The 16800-nt window shown below is 39.9% G+C and carries 15 protein-coding genes and 1 pseudogene; 6 read left to right on the top strand and 10 right to left on the bottom strand.

Annotation, left to right across the window (positions count from 1 at the left end; genetic code table 11):
- Positions 1-167: 167 nt before the first annotated feature.
- Both CDC33_RS39905 and CDC33_RS24385 read right to left on the bottom strand, forming a co-directional pair.
- A complete protein-coding gene (locus CDC33_RS39905) occupies positions 168-767 on the bottom strand; it encodes an IS200/IS605 family accessory protein TnpB-related protein (protein WP_244919338.1) in 600 nt (199 codons plus the stop codon).
- A gap of 279 nt (positions 768-1046) precedes the next feature.
- Positions 1047-1229, bottom strand: a complete 183-nt coding sequence (locus CDC33_RS24385) for a hypothetical protein (protein ID WP_109009857.1) — start codon at positions 1227-1229, stop codon at positions 1047-1049.
- 75 nt (positions 1230-1304) lie between these two features.
- Between CDC33_RS24385 and tnpA the strand changes: the two genes are divergently transcribed.
- Entirely contained in the window at positions 1305-1730 is a 426-nt protein-coding gene (gene tnpA, locus CDC33_RS24390; RefSeq protein ID WP_109011110.1) for an IS200/IS605 family transposase, read from the top strand.
- Between the two features lie 82 nt (positions 1731-1812).
- Here the strand turns inward: tnpA and CDC33_RS24395 are convergent.
- The 4 genes and pseudogenes from CDC33_RS24395 to CDC33_RS24410 all read right to left on the bottom strand — a co-directional run.
- Positions 1813-2154: pseudogene (locus CDC33_RS24395) on the bottom strand (GNAT family N-acetyltransferase); the annotation flags it as partial.
- A 347-nt stretch (positions 2155-2501) separates the two neighbouring features.
- The gene (locus CDC33_RS24400; RefSeq protein WP_109011111.1) at positions 2502-3332 is read right to left on the bottom strand and encodes a PD-(D/E)XK nuclease family protein; all 831 of its coding nucleotides are present in this window, start codon (positions 3330-3332) and stop codon (positions 2502-2504) included.
- Positions 3333-3669: 337 nt separating this feature from the next.
- A complete protein-coding gene (locus tag CDC33_RS24405; RefSeq protein WP_109012693.1) occupies positions 3670-3894 on the bottom strand; it encodes a hypothetical protein in 225 nt (74 codons plus the stop codon).
- A gap of 115 nt (positions 3895-4009) precedes the next feature.
- On the bottom strand, positions 4010-4249 hold the full coding sequence (locus CDC33_RS24410; protein WP_109011112.1) for a hypothetical protein: 240 nt from the start codon (positions 4247-4249) through the stop codon (positions 4010-4012).
- A gap of 585 nt (positions 4250-4834) precedes the next feature.
- On the opposite strand from CDC33_RS24410, the gene CDC33_RS24415 reads away from it, so the two are divergent.
- Positions 4835-8278, top strand: a complete 3444-nt coding sequence (locus CDC33_RS24415; RefSeq protein ID WP_109011113.1) for a WD40 domain-containing protein — start codon at positions 4835-4837, stop codon at positions 8276-8278.
- A gap of 63 nt (positions 8279-8341) precedes the next feature.
- On the opposite strand, the gene CDC33_RS24420 is transcribed toward CDC33_RS24415, so the two are convergent.
- From CDC33_RS24420 to CDC33_RS24435, 3 genes are all read right to left on the bottom strand, one after another.
- Positions 8342-8545, bottom strand: coding sequence for a hypothetical protein (locus CDC33_RS24420; protein WP_109011114.1), 204 nt, complete (start codon positions 8543-8545; stop codon positions 8342-8344).
- A gap of 10 nt (positions 8546-8555) precedes the next feature.
- Positions 8556-9119 (bottom strand): peptide deformylase, encoded by a 564-nt coding sequence (gene def, locus CDC33_RS24425; RefSeq protein WP_109011115.1) that lies wholly within the window; start codon positions 9117-9119, stop codon positions 8556-8558.
- 483 nt (positions 9120-9602) lie between these two features.
- Entirely contained in the window at positions 9603-9890 is a 288-nt protein-coding gene (locus CDC33_RS24435; protein ID WP_109011117.1) for a Mo-dependent nitrogenase C-terminal domain-containing protein, read from the bottom strand.
- Positions 9891-10271: 381 nt separating this feature from the next.
- Between CDC33_RS24435 and CDC33_RS24440 the strand changes: the two genes are divergently transcribed.
- Positions 10272-11174 (top strand): cell division protein FtsX, encoded by a 903-nt coding sequence (locus CDC33_RS24440; RefSeq protein ID WP_109011118.1) that lies wholly within the window; start codon positions 10272-10274, stop codon positions 11172-11174.
- A gap of 57 nt (positions 11175-11231) precedes the next feature.
- Complete coding sequence (locus CDC33_RS24445) at positions 11232-12041, top strand: DUF3598 family protein (protein ID WP_109011119.1); 810 nt, start codon at positions 11232-11234, stop codon at positions 12039-12041.
- Positions 12042-12092: 51 nt separating this feature from the next.
- Here CDC33_RS24445 and CDC33_RS40635 read toward each other — a convergent pair whose 3' ends face one another.
- The gene (locus CDC33_RS40635) at positions 12093-12209 is read right to left on the bottom strand and encodes a hypothetical protein (RefSeq protein ID WP_244919339.1); all 117 of its coding nucleotides are present in this window, start codon (positions 12207-12209) and stop codon (positions 12093-12095) included.
- A 66-nt stretch (positions 12210-12275) separates the two neighbouring features.
- On the opposite strand from CDC33_RS40635, the gene CDC33_RS24455 reads away from it, so the two are divergent.
- Positions 12276-13577: a P-loop NTPase fold protein gene (locus CDC33_RS24455; RefSeq protein ID WP_109011120.1), complete on the top strand. Its 1302-nt coding sequence runs from the start codon at positions 12276-12278 to the stop codon at positions 13575-13577.
- A 48-nt stretch (positions 13578-13625) separates the two neighbouring features.
- Positions 13626-16800, top strand: a 3175-nt coding sequence (locus tag CDC33_RS24460) for a tetratricopeptide repeat protein (protein ID WP_146195888.1), incomplete at its 3' end; no start/stop codon positions are given.

Consider the following 16800-nt stretch of genomic DNA (forward strand, 5'->3'; position numbering starts at 1 on the left):
ATTAACGAGTACCAGTATCTAGCACCAATATTGTAAGAAGCAGAGAGATCAGCGTTGTACTGCTTATCATTTTTAAATACAGCCAAAGAGTAATTAACAAACTTCGGCGGGTTGAAGTCCCCGGCTTCTAACAAGCCGCAAGTTTTGTGGCGGGGTCTAAATCCCCGTTACAAAACGTAATTGCGAATTGCGAATTGCGAATTGCGAATTGTTTTAATCTTACTCCTTCTAACCTTACCACTTCCATCAAAAGCGTAAGCACTGGTGTATTTAGGGTTAATAAAAATTATTTTACCTCCCAATTCATTCCATCTTTGTTGTGTCAACTCAACTATTTTACAGTGACACCAAAGATGGAATTTTTGCTTTTGCAGAGAACCCTTTCTACCTGCCTTAGCTTTCCATCCAGATAAATTCTCAAACACAATTACTTTAACATTGTGAGTTTTCGCAAACTCCACAATGTCTCTCATAACCTTACGAGATATTTCTAAATTGATGTTGGCTGACTTGCGGTAAAGTCCTTTGCAAAAACCAGTAGGTAGTTTTCGTTTTGTTAGATTAGCTGTTTGTGATGATTTCTTCCTAATCATCATTCTACGTTGATTTCTGCGGTCTATGTCTCTGGCAGGGTTAATGAACTTCCTTGCCTTTACAGTACCGTTTTTACCAACAATTGAGACTGTAGCAGCATTGTTAATGCCCATATCAACACTGCATACAAAATCAGAGTCTTCTGTATCAACCTTCTTAATTTGAACGGGCATAGAAAGTTGACTTTTGTTTTTGCTAACAACTAGAGCAGGTGATTGTATCTGATTACCATCAATTAGATGACGAGATCAACCATGCCTTTTGACTTGAATATTGTTAAGCCATACCCAATCAGTTCCACTCCACACTTTCATATCAACAGTTTGATAATTTAAACCATACTTTACCTGCTGACCTTTATATAAAGCAGGATAAGTTTTGCACGTTGCAGTTAGTCCAATACGGTTCGGTTAAAGGGCAAAGGGAAAAGGTATTGGTTTTCAATACATCCTTTACCCTTTACCCCTTACCCTTTCCCCAGACCACAAGGAAAGTGAAAAATGCTTATCCGAACCGTATTGATATACCTCTACTGTTAAAACCATTTGGCGTTTTTGCTCTTTATCCGCTACTAACTCCCAAACATCGGTTCTAACTTCCTGTATGGGTTTCTTTTTAGTTCTTGCTTTACTCATTGGCTTTGTCTCGACCTTGACAAAGATATACTACCAAGCTCCTGTTTAATTGTCAATATAGTTATTGAATTAGTTATGGATAATGATATCAAGCTAAAAACCCGTTCTAACAGTGCTTTTAGACTCATCTATCATTTAGTTCTGGTAACTAAATTCCGTCGCAAATCTTTAACGGCGGAAATACTCACCAGGATGAAATCAATCATCAATGAATTACTGTTTAAATGGGAATGTGAGTTAATTGAGTTTGGTGGAGAAGCAGATCATCTGCATCTGTTGATTGAGACTCATCCCAGTGTTGACTTATCTAAATTAGTAAATAATATAAAAACTGTAACTTCTCGGAAGTTACGCTCTGAATTTTCTCAACATCTAAAAAAGTTTTATTGGGCAGAAAAACCTCAGTTTTGGTCTGGTTCTTATGCGTTAATTAGTGTTGGCGCACAAGCACCACTGGATAAACTTATAGAATATGTGCACAACCAAGAGAAACCAGAATGAATCGTTGCGGGAGCATTTTATACTGGTTTCCCTAACCCTACCTAAAACGAAGTTTAGGTAGGGACTGCGCTCAACATTTTTGTTCAATCATCCGGGCAACGACTTTATCAACTAAGTCTGCTACTCCCCGACGCTGGAACCTCGGACTGACTCCCAACCATAAAATGTAACCGTAAGTCCAGGATGCTTTGGTAATGATGGTTCCCAAAATGAATCCTGCTAATTCTCCATCTGTTTCGGCCACAAGACAGTATTCGGGATCGGTGTTGTAAAGTCCAATCACCTCCCATTCGTCCCAGGTGCGGTATAAATAAGGATATAAATCGCTGGTAAATAACCCTTCTCCCAAGTGGTAAATGGGAGCAATGTCATCAATTCCTAATTCGCGGACATAAATCGCTTCAGTTTCGTCAAAGCTTGACATAAATTTAGAAGTTGTAATTTCTTTATACCCTTATTGGATTTTACAAACATCCTCTAATCTATCAAGTCGTGTTGAGGTACTTCAAAGTCGTGTTGAGGTACTTCAAAGTCGTGTTGAGGTACTCCAAAGTCGTGTTGAGGTACTCCAAAGTCGTGTTGAGGTACTTCAAAGTCGTGTTGAGGTACTTCAAAGTTGTTTTGAGGTACTCCAAAGTTGTTTTGAGGTACTTCAAACTTTGTCGCACTGCGATCAAGTACACAGCACAGGTGCGGGCTACGCCTACGCTTGACTATTAAAACAGTCGCTACACCAGTTTTATTTTTTAGCCTTAACCCAAGCGTATTGCTCTAAAGTATAGGGTTTAGTGAGACTTCTTGAATGCTATCAAAATGTGTTAACGAATCTTTCACTGGTTCTTCAGTAACTTGTGTGCGTGGTTTACCGCCGTAGGCATCGCACCTTTTAGCAAACTGACAATAATCACAGGTTTTGCTACCCTCGACAACTTGAGGAAACTGCTGGTTATTTTGGTAATTTTCCAGCCAAATAGTTAACTGGCTTAATAGTTGATTAAGTTTCTTTGCTATTTGTGTATGTTGAACAGTATTGTAATTAAATTTAATATTTTGTGGTTTTCCTTCAGATTGGACAAACCAGTAAGTCATCGAAATATTTTCTGGCAAATAGTCGCTAGTTTCTGCCAATACATATAGATAAAGCCGTGTTTGCCAGTTGGATTCTAACTTGCGTTTATTGGGTGGTTTAGGATAAGTTTTCCAGTCGAGAATTTGCGCTTGTTGGTTATCTGCAATTAATAAATCATAGACAACCGTCAGCAAATAATCCTGAACTTGCAGAGTTCGGTAGTGTTCACTCTCACGGAAAGTTTGATTATCAGATGCAGGCGTTAAAATTTCTGGGGCTGCATCAGCAAAAGCTAGCATCCAGCTTTGCAGTTTAGCATCTGCTTGCAGGAAACTATCAATTGGCAGACCCATTTCTCGCTGCTGCATTAACAAGTGAAAGCGACTACCCAAAGTTTGGCGTTCTTCTTGTTCTGGATTTGAGGGCGAATTGAGTTGTTCTAGGTAAGTGTGTTGGAATTTACGCGGACAAGTTTCTAGTAAGTTAAGTTGTCCTTGAGACAGTCGCAGTAGTTGAATGGGAGTTGACAGCATTCTTCTATTTTAGCTTGAACAGCAAGAAGCCTCACACTTACCGCGAAGCGGAAGTGTTGAGACGGCAGTTGCTTTAAGTCGGCAGAGCCGCCCAACGCACTGCCTCATGAATTGCGCGTGAGTTGACGACAGTTCTGTGACCCAGATGTAAGTCGGAGTAAGGGAGGACGCAAGAAATCCACTACTGCGCTTTCTGTTGGACAGGAAGCCTATACTGACTCTCGTTGAGTCAGTGTAGGTAGTTCACAAGCAAATTCTAATCTGCAACTCACCTTTGGCAGGCTATCTGTAAAAAACAGTTATTTTTTACTGTCTTCACAGATAGTTCTCGTGTCTGCTATTTCAACTCATCCTTATCTACATCATCCTGGTTATTGGAATATTTAGTTTTTCCTTGGGACTTGATTGAGCCAAAGCTGTAGGCCATAGCTATTTTAACTATGTCAAAATATGCTGGGTGATTAGCTTTGTTAACGATCGCCAAAGAGATTGACCCTGCCACTAAGATCACTAAAAGCGGCGAAAGTGCTTCTCCCCCAGAGGAGTTACTGTTGTTTGACATGATATAATCTCCTAGTGATAAGTCTTGGGCTAATTTGCACTTAACCCAAGAAAGTTGATTAAACTTCACTACGAACCTAAAATTGCAATCTTGGTACTGATGATTGGATGAGGAATCAACTCCAAGACTCGACAATCATGGCGATCGCAAATAGACAAAACAGAGATACTGCTATCCTCACAAAGAGTATCCATAAACTTGTGGATAACAGCATCCCAGCTATTGAGGCAGCGCCAAAAACGTGAGACAATACAAGAGCGATCGCCAAACCAAGCAGCGTCAGCAGAAAATACTTGAGTCCCTGACAAAACCACTTGAATAGTAGATTTTCATCATTTTTGTGATTGATTTTCATACTTTTTGTCCTGTTTTGATTGAATCTAAGCAGCAGTTAGGGCTACCTCGACTGTCCTAAAAAAGGAGTCAATAATTGCGTTGCTTTGAGCTAGTCAACGCACGTAGTAGTCCTACCAAACCTGAATCAAGTTTGAATACCAATAACAGTGGCTTTGGTATTTACAAATGGTGAAAGTAAATTTTTAGTGAATTGCAAAGCTAATTTTGAATGAAATTAAAGTTAGGTGCTTAATGCTCGTGATGATGCTGAACTCGCACTACGCGCATCAACCCCTAAAATGCAATTCCTACAGACTTTGAATGCTTGTCTTTTTCAAAATCGATTAAGATTCCAGCCTTTGCCTTTGCCTTTACCTCACTAAGTTTGAGTAATTCAACCGTAAACTTACTAAATTATTTGAGTTACCTGCGTAAAACTCACTATAAAGGTAACTTAGTTACTTGTCAAGTAAAACTGAGAAAATTGAAGTACTGACTTAACAACGCATTTTTATCACCAGAAAATAGTTCAAGCGTCACTCTGGACACATTAACTCCTCACCTAGTGAGGTAGTATTGGAGTGTAGTTTGTCTTGATGTGAGTATGAGTGAGATTTCCGAAGACTTTCTTTTGGCTTTAGCCCAAGAACGGAGTGTGTCTAGCAGTGAGCTAGAGGTGTTGTTATATGCCGTTCAAGACAAATCGCCAAATGCGATCGCCAAAGAATTGGGTATCAGCGCCGAGGCAGTACGCAAAAGATTGAGCGAGGTTTATAAGAAATTCCAAGTTAGTGGCAGTGGCCCTGGGAAGCTCACCAAGTTACAGCAAGTTATTGAAAGTGAGTATCGTGCATCTTCAGTTACGATGAAACCCATTGTCAACAATCACCAAGATTGGGGCGAAGCACCTAGTATTCGTGATGTCTTCTATGGAAGGGAAGCAGAACTGTCTAAGCTCAAGAAGTGGATTGTTGATGATAGCTGCCGATTAGTAGCACTATTAGGCATGGGAGGAATTGGCAAAACCACTTTGTCTGTGAAGCTATCAGACGAGGTTCAGGATAATTTTGAGTACTTTATTTGGCGAAGTCTCCGCAATGCTCCACCCATCCAAGAGATGTTAGCGAACCTGATTCTATTTGTATCTGATAAGAAGGAAACCGATTTACCAAAAACTGTAGACGGTCGAGTTACACTGCTAATTAATTATTTAAGAGAGCGTCGAAGTCTTTTGGTACTGGATAATGCCGAGACGATTATGCAAGGAGGGGATGCTTGCGGCAAGGATTTCGCCTTAGCGGTGGGGCATTATAGAGAAGGATATGAGGGTTATGGCGAGTTGCTCAGACGGGTGGGAGAAGAACCTCATATTAGTTGCTTAGTGTTAACTTCTCGAGAAAAACCAAAAGAATTTGCACCTCTAGAAGGAGAAGCATCACCAGTCAGAACGCTATCATTACCTGGCTTGGGAAAAATAGAAGGACGAGAAGTTCTCAAAGATAAAGGCTTGTTTGGATCAGATCAAGAATGGGCAAAGCTAGTAAGGCATTATTCAGGCAACCCCTTGGCATTAAAACTAGTTTCTGAGCCGATTCGTGAGTTATTTGGCGGTGATATCGCTGCCTTTTTAAATGAAGGTGAGATAATTTTTGGTGACACCCGTAATTTATTAGATCAGCAGTTTGAGCGTTTGTCAGAGCTAGAGAAAGAAGTTATGTACTGGCTGGCCATTAAGCGTGAGTTTGTTTCCCTAGAGGAGTTGTTAAATGATATTGTGCGACCAATGCCAAAAAGGCGGTTACTGGAGGCTTTAGAATCGCTAAGACGGCGATCGCTAATAGAGAACAGTACTGCACTATTCACACTTCAACCTGTAGTTATGGAGTACATGACTGAGGTATTGATTGAAAAGGTTAGTCAAGAAATTACAACGGGTGAAACTGCACTATTCATGAGTCATGCTCTAATTGAAGCCACTGCGAAAGATTATATTAGAAATACTCAAATCAACTTTATACTTAAGCCAGTTTTAGATAGGTTGAAAAGTAGTTTTAGAATTCCTGCAAATATTGAGTACAAGCTAAAAGAATTTTTATTGAAACTACCAAAAAAACTTCTGCCGGAAGCAGGATATGCAGTTGGAAACGTTTTGAATCTACTTTGTCAACTACAAATTGATTTGAGCAACTATGACTTTTCTCATCTGACTGTTTGGCAAGCTTACTTACAAGATGTAAATTTGCATCATGTAAATTTTGCTGGCTCCGACTTAGCTAAATCTGTTTTTGCTGAAACCTTGGGTAGTATTTCGTCGGTGGCATTTAGCCCTGATGGAAAACTTCTGGCTATAGCAAGTGTTGATGGTAAAACTTACTTATGGCAAGTTGTAGATGGAGATGGTAAATCACTTTTGACCTTGACAGGACATATCAGCCCAGTATGGTCAGTTGCTTTTAGTCCCGATGGTCAAATGGCTAGTGGCAGTGACGACCAAACGGTGAAATTATGGGACATCCATGATGGAAAATGCCTCCAAACCTTGCAAGAGCATAGCGATCGGGTACGGTCAGTTGCCTTCAGTCCCGATGGTCAAACTTTGGCTAGTGGCAGTGAAGATCAAACGGTAAAATTATGGGATGTTCGTAATGGGAAGTGCCTCCAAACCTTGCAAGGGCATACCAATTGGGTATGGTCAGTTGCTTTTAGTCCCGATGGTCAAACTCTGGCTAGCAGCAGTGACGACCAAACGGTGAAATTATGGGATGTTCGTAATGGGAAATGCCTCCAAACCTTACAGGGTCATACTAATTGGGTGCGATCGGTTGCCTTTAGTCCCGATGGTCAAACTCTGGCTAGCGGCAGTGACGACCAAACGGTGAAGTTATGGGATATCCGTAACCAGAAGTGCCTGCAAACTTTGCAAGGGCATAGCAGCCGAGTATGGTCAGTTGCTTTTAGTCCCGATGGTCAAACTCTGGCTAGCGGCAGTGACGACCAAACGGTGAAGTTATGGGAATGGGATGTCCGTAACGCTAAGTGTCTCAAAACTTTGCAGGGGAATACTAATCGGGTATGGTCAGTCGCTTTTAGCCTTGAGGGACACATCTTGGCCAGTGGCAGTGACGACCAAACGGTGAAATTATGGGACATCCGTAATGGGAAGTGCCTCCAAACTTTGCAAGGGCATACCAATTGGGTTCGGTCAGTTGCTTTTAGTGCCGATGGTCAAACTCTGGCTAGTGGCAGTGAAGATAAAACGGTGAAGTTATGGGATGTTCGTAATGGGAAGTGCTTCCAAACTTTGTCAGGGCACACCAGTCGAGTATGGTCAGTTGCTTTCAGTCCCGATGGTCAAACTTTAGCTAGTGGCAGTGACGACCAAATAGTGAAATTATGGAATGTCTCTAATGGGAAATGCCTCCAAACTTTGTTAGGGCATACCAGTCGAGTATGGTCAGTTGCTTTTAGTCCCGATGGTCAAACTTTAGCTAGTGGCAGTGAAGATCAAACGGTGAAGTTATGGGATGTCTCTAATGGGAAGTGCCTTCAAATTTTGCAAGGGCATACTAATTGGGTATGGTCAGTTGCTTTCAGTCCTGACGGCCACACTTTAGCTAGCGCCAGTGAAGACCAAACAGTGAAATTATGGGATGTTCGTAATGGGAAATGCCTGCAAACTTTGCAAGGATATACCAATCGGGTACGGTCAGTTGCTTTTAGTCCTGATGGTCAAATTCTGGCTAGCGCCAGTGAAGACCAAACGGTGAAGTTATGGGATGTCCGTGATGGAAAGTGCCTTAAAACCTTACAAGGGCATACTCATTGGGTATGGTCAGTTGCTTTTAGTCCTAATGGTCAAACTCTGGCTAGTGGTAGCCAAGATGAAACGATTAGGCTTTGGGATGTATTGACGGGTGAGTGCCTAAAAACACTGCGATCGCCAAGACCCTACGAAGGAATGAATATCACAGGAGTTACAGGGTTAACCGCAGCGCAGTTAATGACGCTAAAAGCTTTAGGCGCGGTGGAAGATGGAGAGCAAAAATAAAAGGTAAAAGAATGAATTTTGCCTTTTTACTTCATCCTTTTACCTTTTTTATGTACCTGATGCTTATTTCATGTTAGCCCTTGCGTCCTTCACTGCGGCGAAAAAAAATAATCCTGTGAGTGGAATGCTCAATGCCAGGATAATCGCCGTGGCTGTGAAACCAAAATCTGGTCGTCCGTAACTGAGTTCAAAAATCGAACCGACAGCCGCGATCGCACTTACACAAGAACCACCCAGAAATAAACCGCTTTTTGGAGTTAAATACACAACTAGCCCCCTATTTTATTGGTTTCACCGCTTGATACGAGAAGCCATTCTTAGATAGCTCCTGGGCTAAAGTCAAGGAGTTTTCCACACGGTCTACAAATACCACGCCGTTAAGGTGATCCATCTCGTGCTGAATGCAGCGTCCTAGTAGGTCGTTAGCCTTTAATGTCCGGGGACGACCGTATTCGTCTTTATAGGCAATTTCTACGACTTCGGGGCGCTTTACGTCTAGATATACGTTGGGGATACTCAAGCATCCTTCTTGGGCTACGGAGATGTCGCGGCTTACTTGTTTAATGGTGGGGTTAATTAGCACCAAGGGCTGATTAGCTGCATTCTCTGGTTCCAGGTCGATGACAATTAGTTGTTTGTGAATTCCCACTTGGGGTGCAGCCAAACCAATGCCATCTTTGCTATACATAGTTTGCAACATTTCGCGCACTACTTGGCGGAGTTCGTCATCTATTTTTGCAACTCGCTTTGCAGCTTGACGTAGGACGCGATCGCCTAAATAATGAAGCTCCAAAGGTGGATTTTTTAACTTTTTTTTCTCTACAGCAATTTCAGAAGGCATGAGTCTTTATGGCTAGATGGTGAAAATTCCTACTACTTCAATTCTATAAGACTCATATTTGATTTTTGAAATACATGTAGGGGAGCCAGTTTTTTGCGGAGGTTCCCGACGCTCGATAGGGTAGCGCAAAGCCAACTCTTGGAGACGCTGCGCGTAGCTTGCTTCCACGTTCGCGTAGCGTTCCGCTCTTAAGTGGTACGGCAAAGCTTCTCTACGAGAGGCTGCGCCAACGCTTAGAGCGACTGTGCGTAGCGTCTGACTTGCTCTAAGCAAACGCGAGTGTGTCTTTTAGAGAAAATGACTAAATAAAAAATATAGCCAAAAATCTTTAGTCTACTTTAGTAGACTTTAGCTGAAAGCCAAAGAACTTTAGTTCCAGGCGGGTGAGGAAGCCAAAAGTTGATTGCAACTAGGATTCCTATACAAAATTTTTCTTAGTAAAAAAACTTCTTCAATCTATTTTTTATTGATGAAAACCCATGTTTAGCAATATTTTCTTGCATCCTCACCACATTCATTGACTAAATATAATAAAGACTTAAAACGAAGACCAACTATTTGTTCATAGAGGGGGTTAATTTTACACAAAGGTGGAATTTGGAATAGAATCCGACCGAAAACTGTAACAGTTCTTTCAAAAGGGCAATTTGAGGGAATTACTTTGCACAATAGTTTGGCTAGATGATAATCACGTATTTCTATAGACTCAAGTTGATATCGGATCTGACTTAATAAGTTATTATCCAAATTGGCTTTAGTTAAGAAGTTCATAATTTAAAATTCCTTCAATCAATCTTGTTTGTTCCTTTAAAGTTACACCTCCCCTCAGATAGTAAACATCGTAAAATTACCAAATTATTTTCTCCCTTTTTTAAAGTCGGTTATAAAAACAGTAAAATTGCTTAGAAAGGAAAACAGGTAGCCAATTGTTATCAATAACTGTGGGAGCGACAGTGAGTCTATCTATAGGGAATGGCACAAGGGCAAGGTAAATCGGCGAGACAGCAGGAGCAAAGAGGTAGAAATGTATAAAAGCTGATGTATTGGCAAACTTTGCACTATTGATTATAAATAGTGATGTTATTGACACAAATACGTAAAAGCTTAACTTAGCGTGTTGACGCTAAGTTCATTCAAATTTTGAGGTGATGTGTGTTTAAATCTCTTACGAAACTTGACTATCTGCTCAAAGAAACTTTTCTCGGTTTACTGCGGGGAGGTTGGATGAATTGGGCAGCTGTAAGTACTGTTACGGTTTTACTCTTTTTATTCGGCTTGAGTTTGCAAACCTCTTGGCAAGTTGAAAAACTCCTCTATCAGTTTGGTAGTCAACTAGAAGTTTCAGTTTATCTCGAACCGGATACGCAAGTCGAAACCATTGAGGCACTAATCGCAACAATGCCAGAGGTGGCGGCGATACAAAGTATTACCAAAGAGCAGGCTTGGACTAAGTTAGTTAAGGAAATGAGAATTTCTGATATTGAGGGAGCTACGCAGCAGCTAGGTGACAATCCTTTAGTTGATGAGATGAAGGTAAAAGCGCGTAATTCTCAAGTTGTACCAACTTTAGCAACGCAATTGGCTAAATTGCCGGGAGTTGATACGGTGCAGTATGTGGATGAAGCAGTTAAACGCATTGCCCAATTGCATCAAGGTCTGAACTGGATTACTTTAACAATTACGATTATTCTGACTTTAACTGCGATCGCAGTAAATACTACGACAATTCGGCTGATTGTCATGGCGCGACGCCAGGAAATTGAAATTATGCAACTAGTGGGAGCAACCAGAGCTTGGATTTACCTCCCATTTATTTTACAAGGGATTACCTTCGGTTTGGTTGGTGGTGCGATCGCTTGGAGTTTCATTTCTGTGATTCAACAGTTTCTCGGTAAGTTGCTAGCCAATCAACCTGAATTTATTCAAGCTATCACCAACGGGGTGCAACTCACTCCAGCCCAAATTTTACTATTACCTCTAATTCTCTTAAGTTTCGGTGCAGCTGTAGGATTAATGGGAAGCTTATTCGCTGTCCGACGTTTTGCCAAAGGTTAATCATTAATCATTGGACATTGCAAAGGACAAATGACTAATGACTAATGACAAAAACTTATGAAATCACAATGGGAATGTTTTCTGCAAAATCTCGGTGTATGGGAAGGTTCATTTACTAACTTTTCTCCCGAAGGTACACTTCTGAACGATACTCCTAGCCATCTTTCTCTAGAAGGTTTAAACAATAACCAGACAGTGCGCTTAACTTTGTGCCGTTCGGGGCGAGATGATTTAGTCAAAGAATATAGTTCAGTGGGAGGGGGTCTACTGTTTTTTGAAAATGGTTCATTTTCTGAAGGTTTAATTCAACTAGGGCCATTTTCAGAATTCGGTGCAGAACTCGCTTTTGTTCATGAAAATCGCCGCTTACGCCTAGTGCAACTGTTTGCTCAGACTGGTAATCTAACTAGACTAGTTCTAATTCGAGAGCATCTGGCTGGAACCCCAGCAACAGAACGTCCACCTTTGCAGATAAATGACTTGTTGGGAGAATGGCAAGGACAAGCAGTAACAATATATCGAGATTTGCGATCGCCTGATATTTACTCTACAACTTTGAAAATACAACTTGATGATACTGGGCGATTAATTCAAAGTACCTCTTTTGGGGAACGTACAATTACCTCAACTGCTACTATCAAAGGTTCCATCGTTCTTTTTGACCAAGATCCCCAAAAGCAAGTACAAGTATTATTGTTACCTGATGGCGCTTCTGCAACTTCTCCTTTAAAGGTGCAATTACGTCAACCATTATTCTTGGAAGCGGGTTGGTTAATTCAGTCAAACCTGCGCCAGAGGATGATTCGCAGCTATAACGATAAAGGCGAATGGGCTAGTTTGACATTAGTTACTGAAGAAAAAGTGTAAGGGATTTGAGAGTGCGATCGCTTATTTCCGGTAATTTAGAGTAAATCTTCTTTAGATAACTGGGCTAGTTCTAACCTTAAAATCTTGATTGCGATGAATAGGAATTGACAGAATTTTATCTAATTCAAAGTTTTGAAAGATATGATGACTGTCAGTAATTCTTCGCAAAACCCAACCTTTTTGCTCTACAATCTTACAAAATCGAAAACTTAGCCTTCCTAATTTGTAAACAGTATGAGCAATAACAATTTTTGGCGAACTGCTTACCAGTTATTTAAACCAGAGGAACCTTTAGCGACACCTGAAGGCTTGAAAAGTTTTTACGTCCAGAGAGATAACAGTCCGGTGGATAAGCTTATTAGCTTGCTAGAAATGGAAGATGACCCAGCCAAATTTTTACTAGCTGGTCATCGAGGTGGGGGTAAAACTACTGAACTGCGACGATTAGAACAAAAATTAGCTGATAAGTACGCAGTAGTTTGGATTGATACACAAACATCTTTAGACAGATATAATATAGGTCATGCGGAAGTTGTAGTTTTAATTGGCTTACAAATTGCACGTCAAGTTATTCAATCTAATTGGCTTTTTAAAAAGGATAAATTATTACAAGCTCTCTTGGAGAGCTTAAAAAGCGTGGTTTATCTAGAAAAAGGAAGTCAAACCGAAAGTTTGGGAATGCCAGAATTTATAGAAAAGGCAGGAATAATTCTCAAACGTGGTTTAACCACAGAAGTCACAAAAACTCTCAATGTCCGTCCTTTGCTGAGTGAAATTATCACCATAGTCAATAATATTATCGAAGCTGCGGAAAAAGAACAAAAGCAAAAATTATTAATTATTGTTGATGGCTTAGATAGACATGACCAAATAACAGCTTTGGAAATGTTTTCTAGCTCTTTGTTAATAGAATTAAACTGTCATATTATCTATTCTATTCCCATTTCGCTGCGATACTCTCCCAGTTTCCGTCAGCCAATGGAAACCTTTCAAAAATGTTTGGATTTAAATAATCCTCCTGTTTTTGATTGTGATGATAACTTACGTCCAACTCATAACCCTAATCACAAAGGTCGTGAAATTCTAATTAATGTCATTAACAAACGGATTATCAGTTTAGGCGATAGCCACAAAGGTTTATTTAATCCTGATGCGCTGGAATTAATTTGCAAAAAAAGTGGCGGAGTGATGCGAGATTTAGTCCGATTAGCACGCACTACCTGTGAAATTGGATTGCGGAATAAATTGACTCTTATAACTTTAAAAACAGCAGAAGAGGCAGTACGAGAAGTGCGTAAGGAATATAACTTAAATGATTACCACTACCCTGAGCTTGATTTAATTCATCGGACTGGAAAATTAACAACCAAGGCACATAGCTTGCCAAGTAAGGGTGAATTTATTATTTGTGACGAACTTTTACAAAATAAATTAGTTTTAGGTTATTATAACTCAATGCAAGAGTCTTGGTTTGATATTAATCCTATTTTAATAGAAGATTTAGAACGTTGGCAAACTGCTAATAATCATATTTAAGTATGTGAATTTTCACAATAGATTACTAATTATACGCTGGTGTTGTGTATGCTTTTCCAAGATAGCTACTCTCTCAGTGAAGCTGACAAAGCAGAATTAAATAAATTAGTCAGCGTATTAGAAATTTCTAGTAATACGACAATTATCTTTGCTATTGCACCAGAGAGTAGTCCTCAGCATCCAGTTGTGAGACAGCTACAAGAATCTTTAGCAACCAGCGATGAAAAATTTACATTTGATAAGTTTTTTTATAGTCAAAATTCCTTCCATAATTTTCTGTATAGCCTAGATGATCATCAGCAGCGCAATTTAGAAGCCGGACGCAGGTTGGTAATGGCATTTGGAATTGACCAATTACCGACACCGCGCTTGGTGAAAGAAATGAAGCAGTTAAATTTAGGAAGAGAAGAGCTATTTGGTAGAAATTTAATCCTGATTTTGTGGCTAAATAATGCAGGTTTTTTAGATGAGTTTCGTCATCGTGCGCCAGATTTTTGGGATTGGCGAGAAAAAATAGTGGAATTTGAAACGCGAAATCCTTTACTTTATCCCTATTTAGAGTGGCTGATTGCGGAAAATTCTTATCTAAAAATGAGCGGCGTGATGCAGGTAAATCGCCAAGTTGATATTTTTCTCGACCAAATTTATGTTTCTCTACAAGCACAATGGCGACAACAAGTAACAGATACTTCTGAACGCAGTCAACGCGAACTTGAGATGCTGACTGTACGGCAAGTTCAAAGTAGTAGTAGATTGAAAGAGATGGGTTTTGGTAGTGATGATTGGGATGAACCTTACGATTACGAACCGCTACCAAAAGAACTAATATCAGCATCAGTTTCCAGCACTAAAACGGTTACACAAAAGGTAGATTTAGCTGATGCTGTGCGGGATAACTTATATAGTGTCATTTTAGGCGCTCCTGGTGCGGGTAAAACTACCCTGCTGCGTTATTTAGCACTACATTTTGCGATCGCAAAAAGAGATAATTTAGAAACAGTCATTGTTGATAATGATGCAGTTGAGGATAATCAGAAGAAAGAGTTAGGTAAAACTGTGTTACCTATTTTCTTTCGGATTGCTGATTACGCAGAAAAATTAAAACAACAACCTGAGTTAACTTTACTTGAATATCTGCGTCAGTTTTACCGCCAGTGGGAAGTTCATTTTCAAGCAGAGGGAGAAATAGAAACCGAGGTGGCGGGGTTGCTGTTGGATGCTATGCGTCAAGGAAAGTGCTTGATGCTACTCGATGGCTTAGATGAGGTATTTGACCAAGAAAGCCGCAAACAGATTGTAGAACGTATTAACAAATTTGTTGATGAGTTCCCTAGCAACAAATTTGTGATTACCAGCCGTATTGCTGGCTACCGTGATGTGCAACTCAGCAGTCGGTTTGCAGAGTTTACTATCGAAGATATGGACAGCATACAGGTAGAGCGGTTCTTGTATCGCTGGTGTCGAACAGTTGAAAAAGCACAGCAGCCAGATGCTAGCGAGGAGCAATGGCTAAAAAAAGGTACGGAACAAGCACAGGACATTTTACTGGCTATTCAAGGTAATCCAGGTGTAGAGCGATTGACAGCAAATCCCTTGTTGTTAACTATCTTGGCATTAATTCACCGCAATGGCGATCAGCTACCTAACCGACGAGTCAAGCTGTATGAGTTGGCGGTGCAAACTTTGACAGAAGATTGGCAACTAAGTAAGAAGTTGCCTGATGCACCAAGGGTAGTTTTAAAAGAAACTGAGGTAGTGGAACTTTTAGCACCCCTGGCGTACTGGATGCACGAGGAGAAGCCTTCCGGTTTGGTAACGCAAAGGGAAGTGGAGGAAAAATTAGCAGAAAAGCTGGCGGAATTCAACGATACCGAACCGGAATCAGACTCCGTGCGTCAAGCCGTAGGGGAGTTTTTGCGGAAGGTGCGGGAAACAACAGGTTTATTTGTGGAACGAATACCTGGTTTTTATGGCTTTATGCACCTGACCTTTGAAGAGTATTTTGCCGCGCGTTATATTGCGGATAAAGAACAAAGTGAAATTCTGGAACTAATTCAAAAACATTTGAACGAGCCGCGTTGGAATGAACCGCTTTTACTGGCTTTGGGGTATTACGGGAGTCATTTTTCAACGCAATTTAAGAAGTTAGCCGAGAAATTGTTTATTAATTTAGACAAATATCAACCTGTGCTGCAACATGGGGAAATAAAAATTACTGCATCTAATAATGATACAACTATTATTTATTCAAAGGAGGATGAATCAGGAAATAATTTAAATAAATTAGAATTTAAGCTTAGAGATTTGCTGTTTGCAGGACAGGTAATTGCTGAAATTGAAATTAATAATATCGTTATTCGCAAAAAACCAATTTCAAAGTTAGTTATTACCTATCTTGGCATAGATAGGGATTATGAGGATGATATTACTAAGCAACTACTGAGGCTGCTACGCAAAATTGAAATATTTTATCAAAAAGGTGAAGTCATAAATTTATTGAAAGAAGCAGCTAATGACTTAACGTTGTCTGAAGAAATTCGGATTAAAGCAAAAACTGCTATTCTTTATGTTGCTTGCGGCGAATCAACAGGATTGGTTGATTGCGTAACAGAAATTGCCAACCAATTAGAGCCTTTATTGTTTTGCGAGATGAGGGATTTGGTTCAAGAACTGGGTGATGAAATGACACCTGTTCTTGAAAATATTCATAATAAAAGTTGTCAAACAGCATTAAACTTTCTTATAGCTATCTCTTATCTTCGCAAAGATAAGTATGATAAAGCAATAGAAATGTTTGAATTGATAACTGATAAATTAGATAGCAATTTAAGTGTTTATATTGCCTGGTGTTATGCTATCTGTTATCAAGAAAAAAAAGTATTTGAACAAGCATTTTCTTATTATCAAGAATGTTCTGAAAAGCTTGACCAATATAATATTGGATCATCTGCGTTTATAAGATTTTGGGAAAATCGAGGTATTTGTCATAGATTACATGGCAAGTTTGAGCAAGCTTTAAATTATTTTCAGCAAATGCTGAGTATTAGCAAAGAAATTAATAAACTTCAAAATGAATCATTAGCTTTATATCACATAGGTAGAACTTATCAAGAATGGGGTAAATATGAGCAATCCATCAATTATTATCAACAAAGCCGCGACCTTTATCAAGAATTAGGCAAAGATAAAAATGTAGCTAATCAGTGGTACTGGCTAGGGATTT

The organism is Nostoc commune NIES-4072 (assembly GCF_003113895.1).
Lineage (GTDB): Bacteria > Cyanobacteriota > Cyanobacteriia > Cyanobacteriales > Nostocaceae > Nostoc > Nostoc commune.

Coding starts and splice junctions, on each gene's coding strand:
- CDC33_RS39905 (WP_244919338.1), bottom strand. CDS start 767: ATGCCCGTTCAAATTAAGAAGGTTGATACAGAAGACTCTGATTTTGTA.
- CDC33_RS24385 (WP_109009857.1), bottom strand. CDS start 1,229: ATGAGTAAAGCAAGAACTAAAAAGAAACCCATACAGGAAGTTAGAACC.
- tnpA (WP_109011110.1), top strand. CDS start 1,305: ATGGATAATGATATCAAGCTAAAAACCCGTTCTAACAGTGCTTTTAGA.
- CDC33_RS24400 (WP_109011111.1), bottom strand. CDS start 3,332: ATGCTGTCAACTCCCATTCAACTACTGCGACTGTCTCAAGGACAACTT.
- CDC33_RS24405 (WP_109012693.1), bottom strand. CDS start 3,894: ATGTCAAACAACAGTAACTCCTCTGGGGGAGAAGCACTTTCGCCGCTT.
- CDC33_RS24410 (WP_109011112.1), bottom strand. CDS start 4,249: ATGAAAATCAATCACAAAAATGATGAAAATCTACTATTCAAGTGGTTT.
- CDC33_RS24415 (WP_109011113.1), top strand. CDS start 4,835: ATGAGTGAGATTTCCGAAGACTTTCTTTTGGCTTTAGCCCAAGAACGG.
- def (WP_109011115.1), bottom strand. CDS start 9,119: ATGCCTTCTGAAATTGCTGTAGAGAAAAAAAAGTTAAAAAATCCACCT.
- CDC33_RS24435 (WP_109011117.1), bottom strand. CDS start 9,890: ATGAACTTCTTAACTAAAGCCAATTTGGATAATAACTTATTAAGTCAG.
- CDC33_RS24445 (WP_109011119.1), top strand. CDS start 11,232: ATGAAATCACAATGGGAATGTTTTCTGCAAAATCTCGGTGTATGGGAA.
- CDC33_RS24455 (WP_109011120.1), top strand. CDS start 12,276: ATGAGCAATAACAATTTTTGGCGAACTGCTTACCAGTTATTTAAACCA.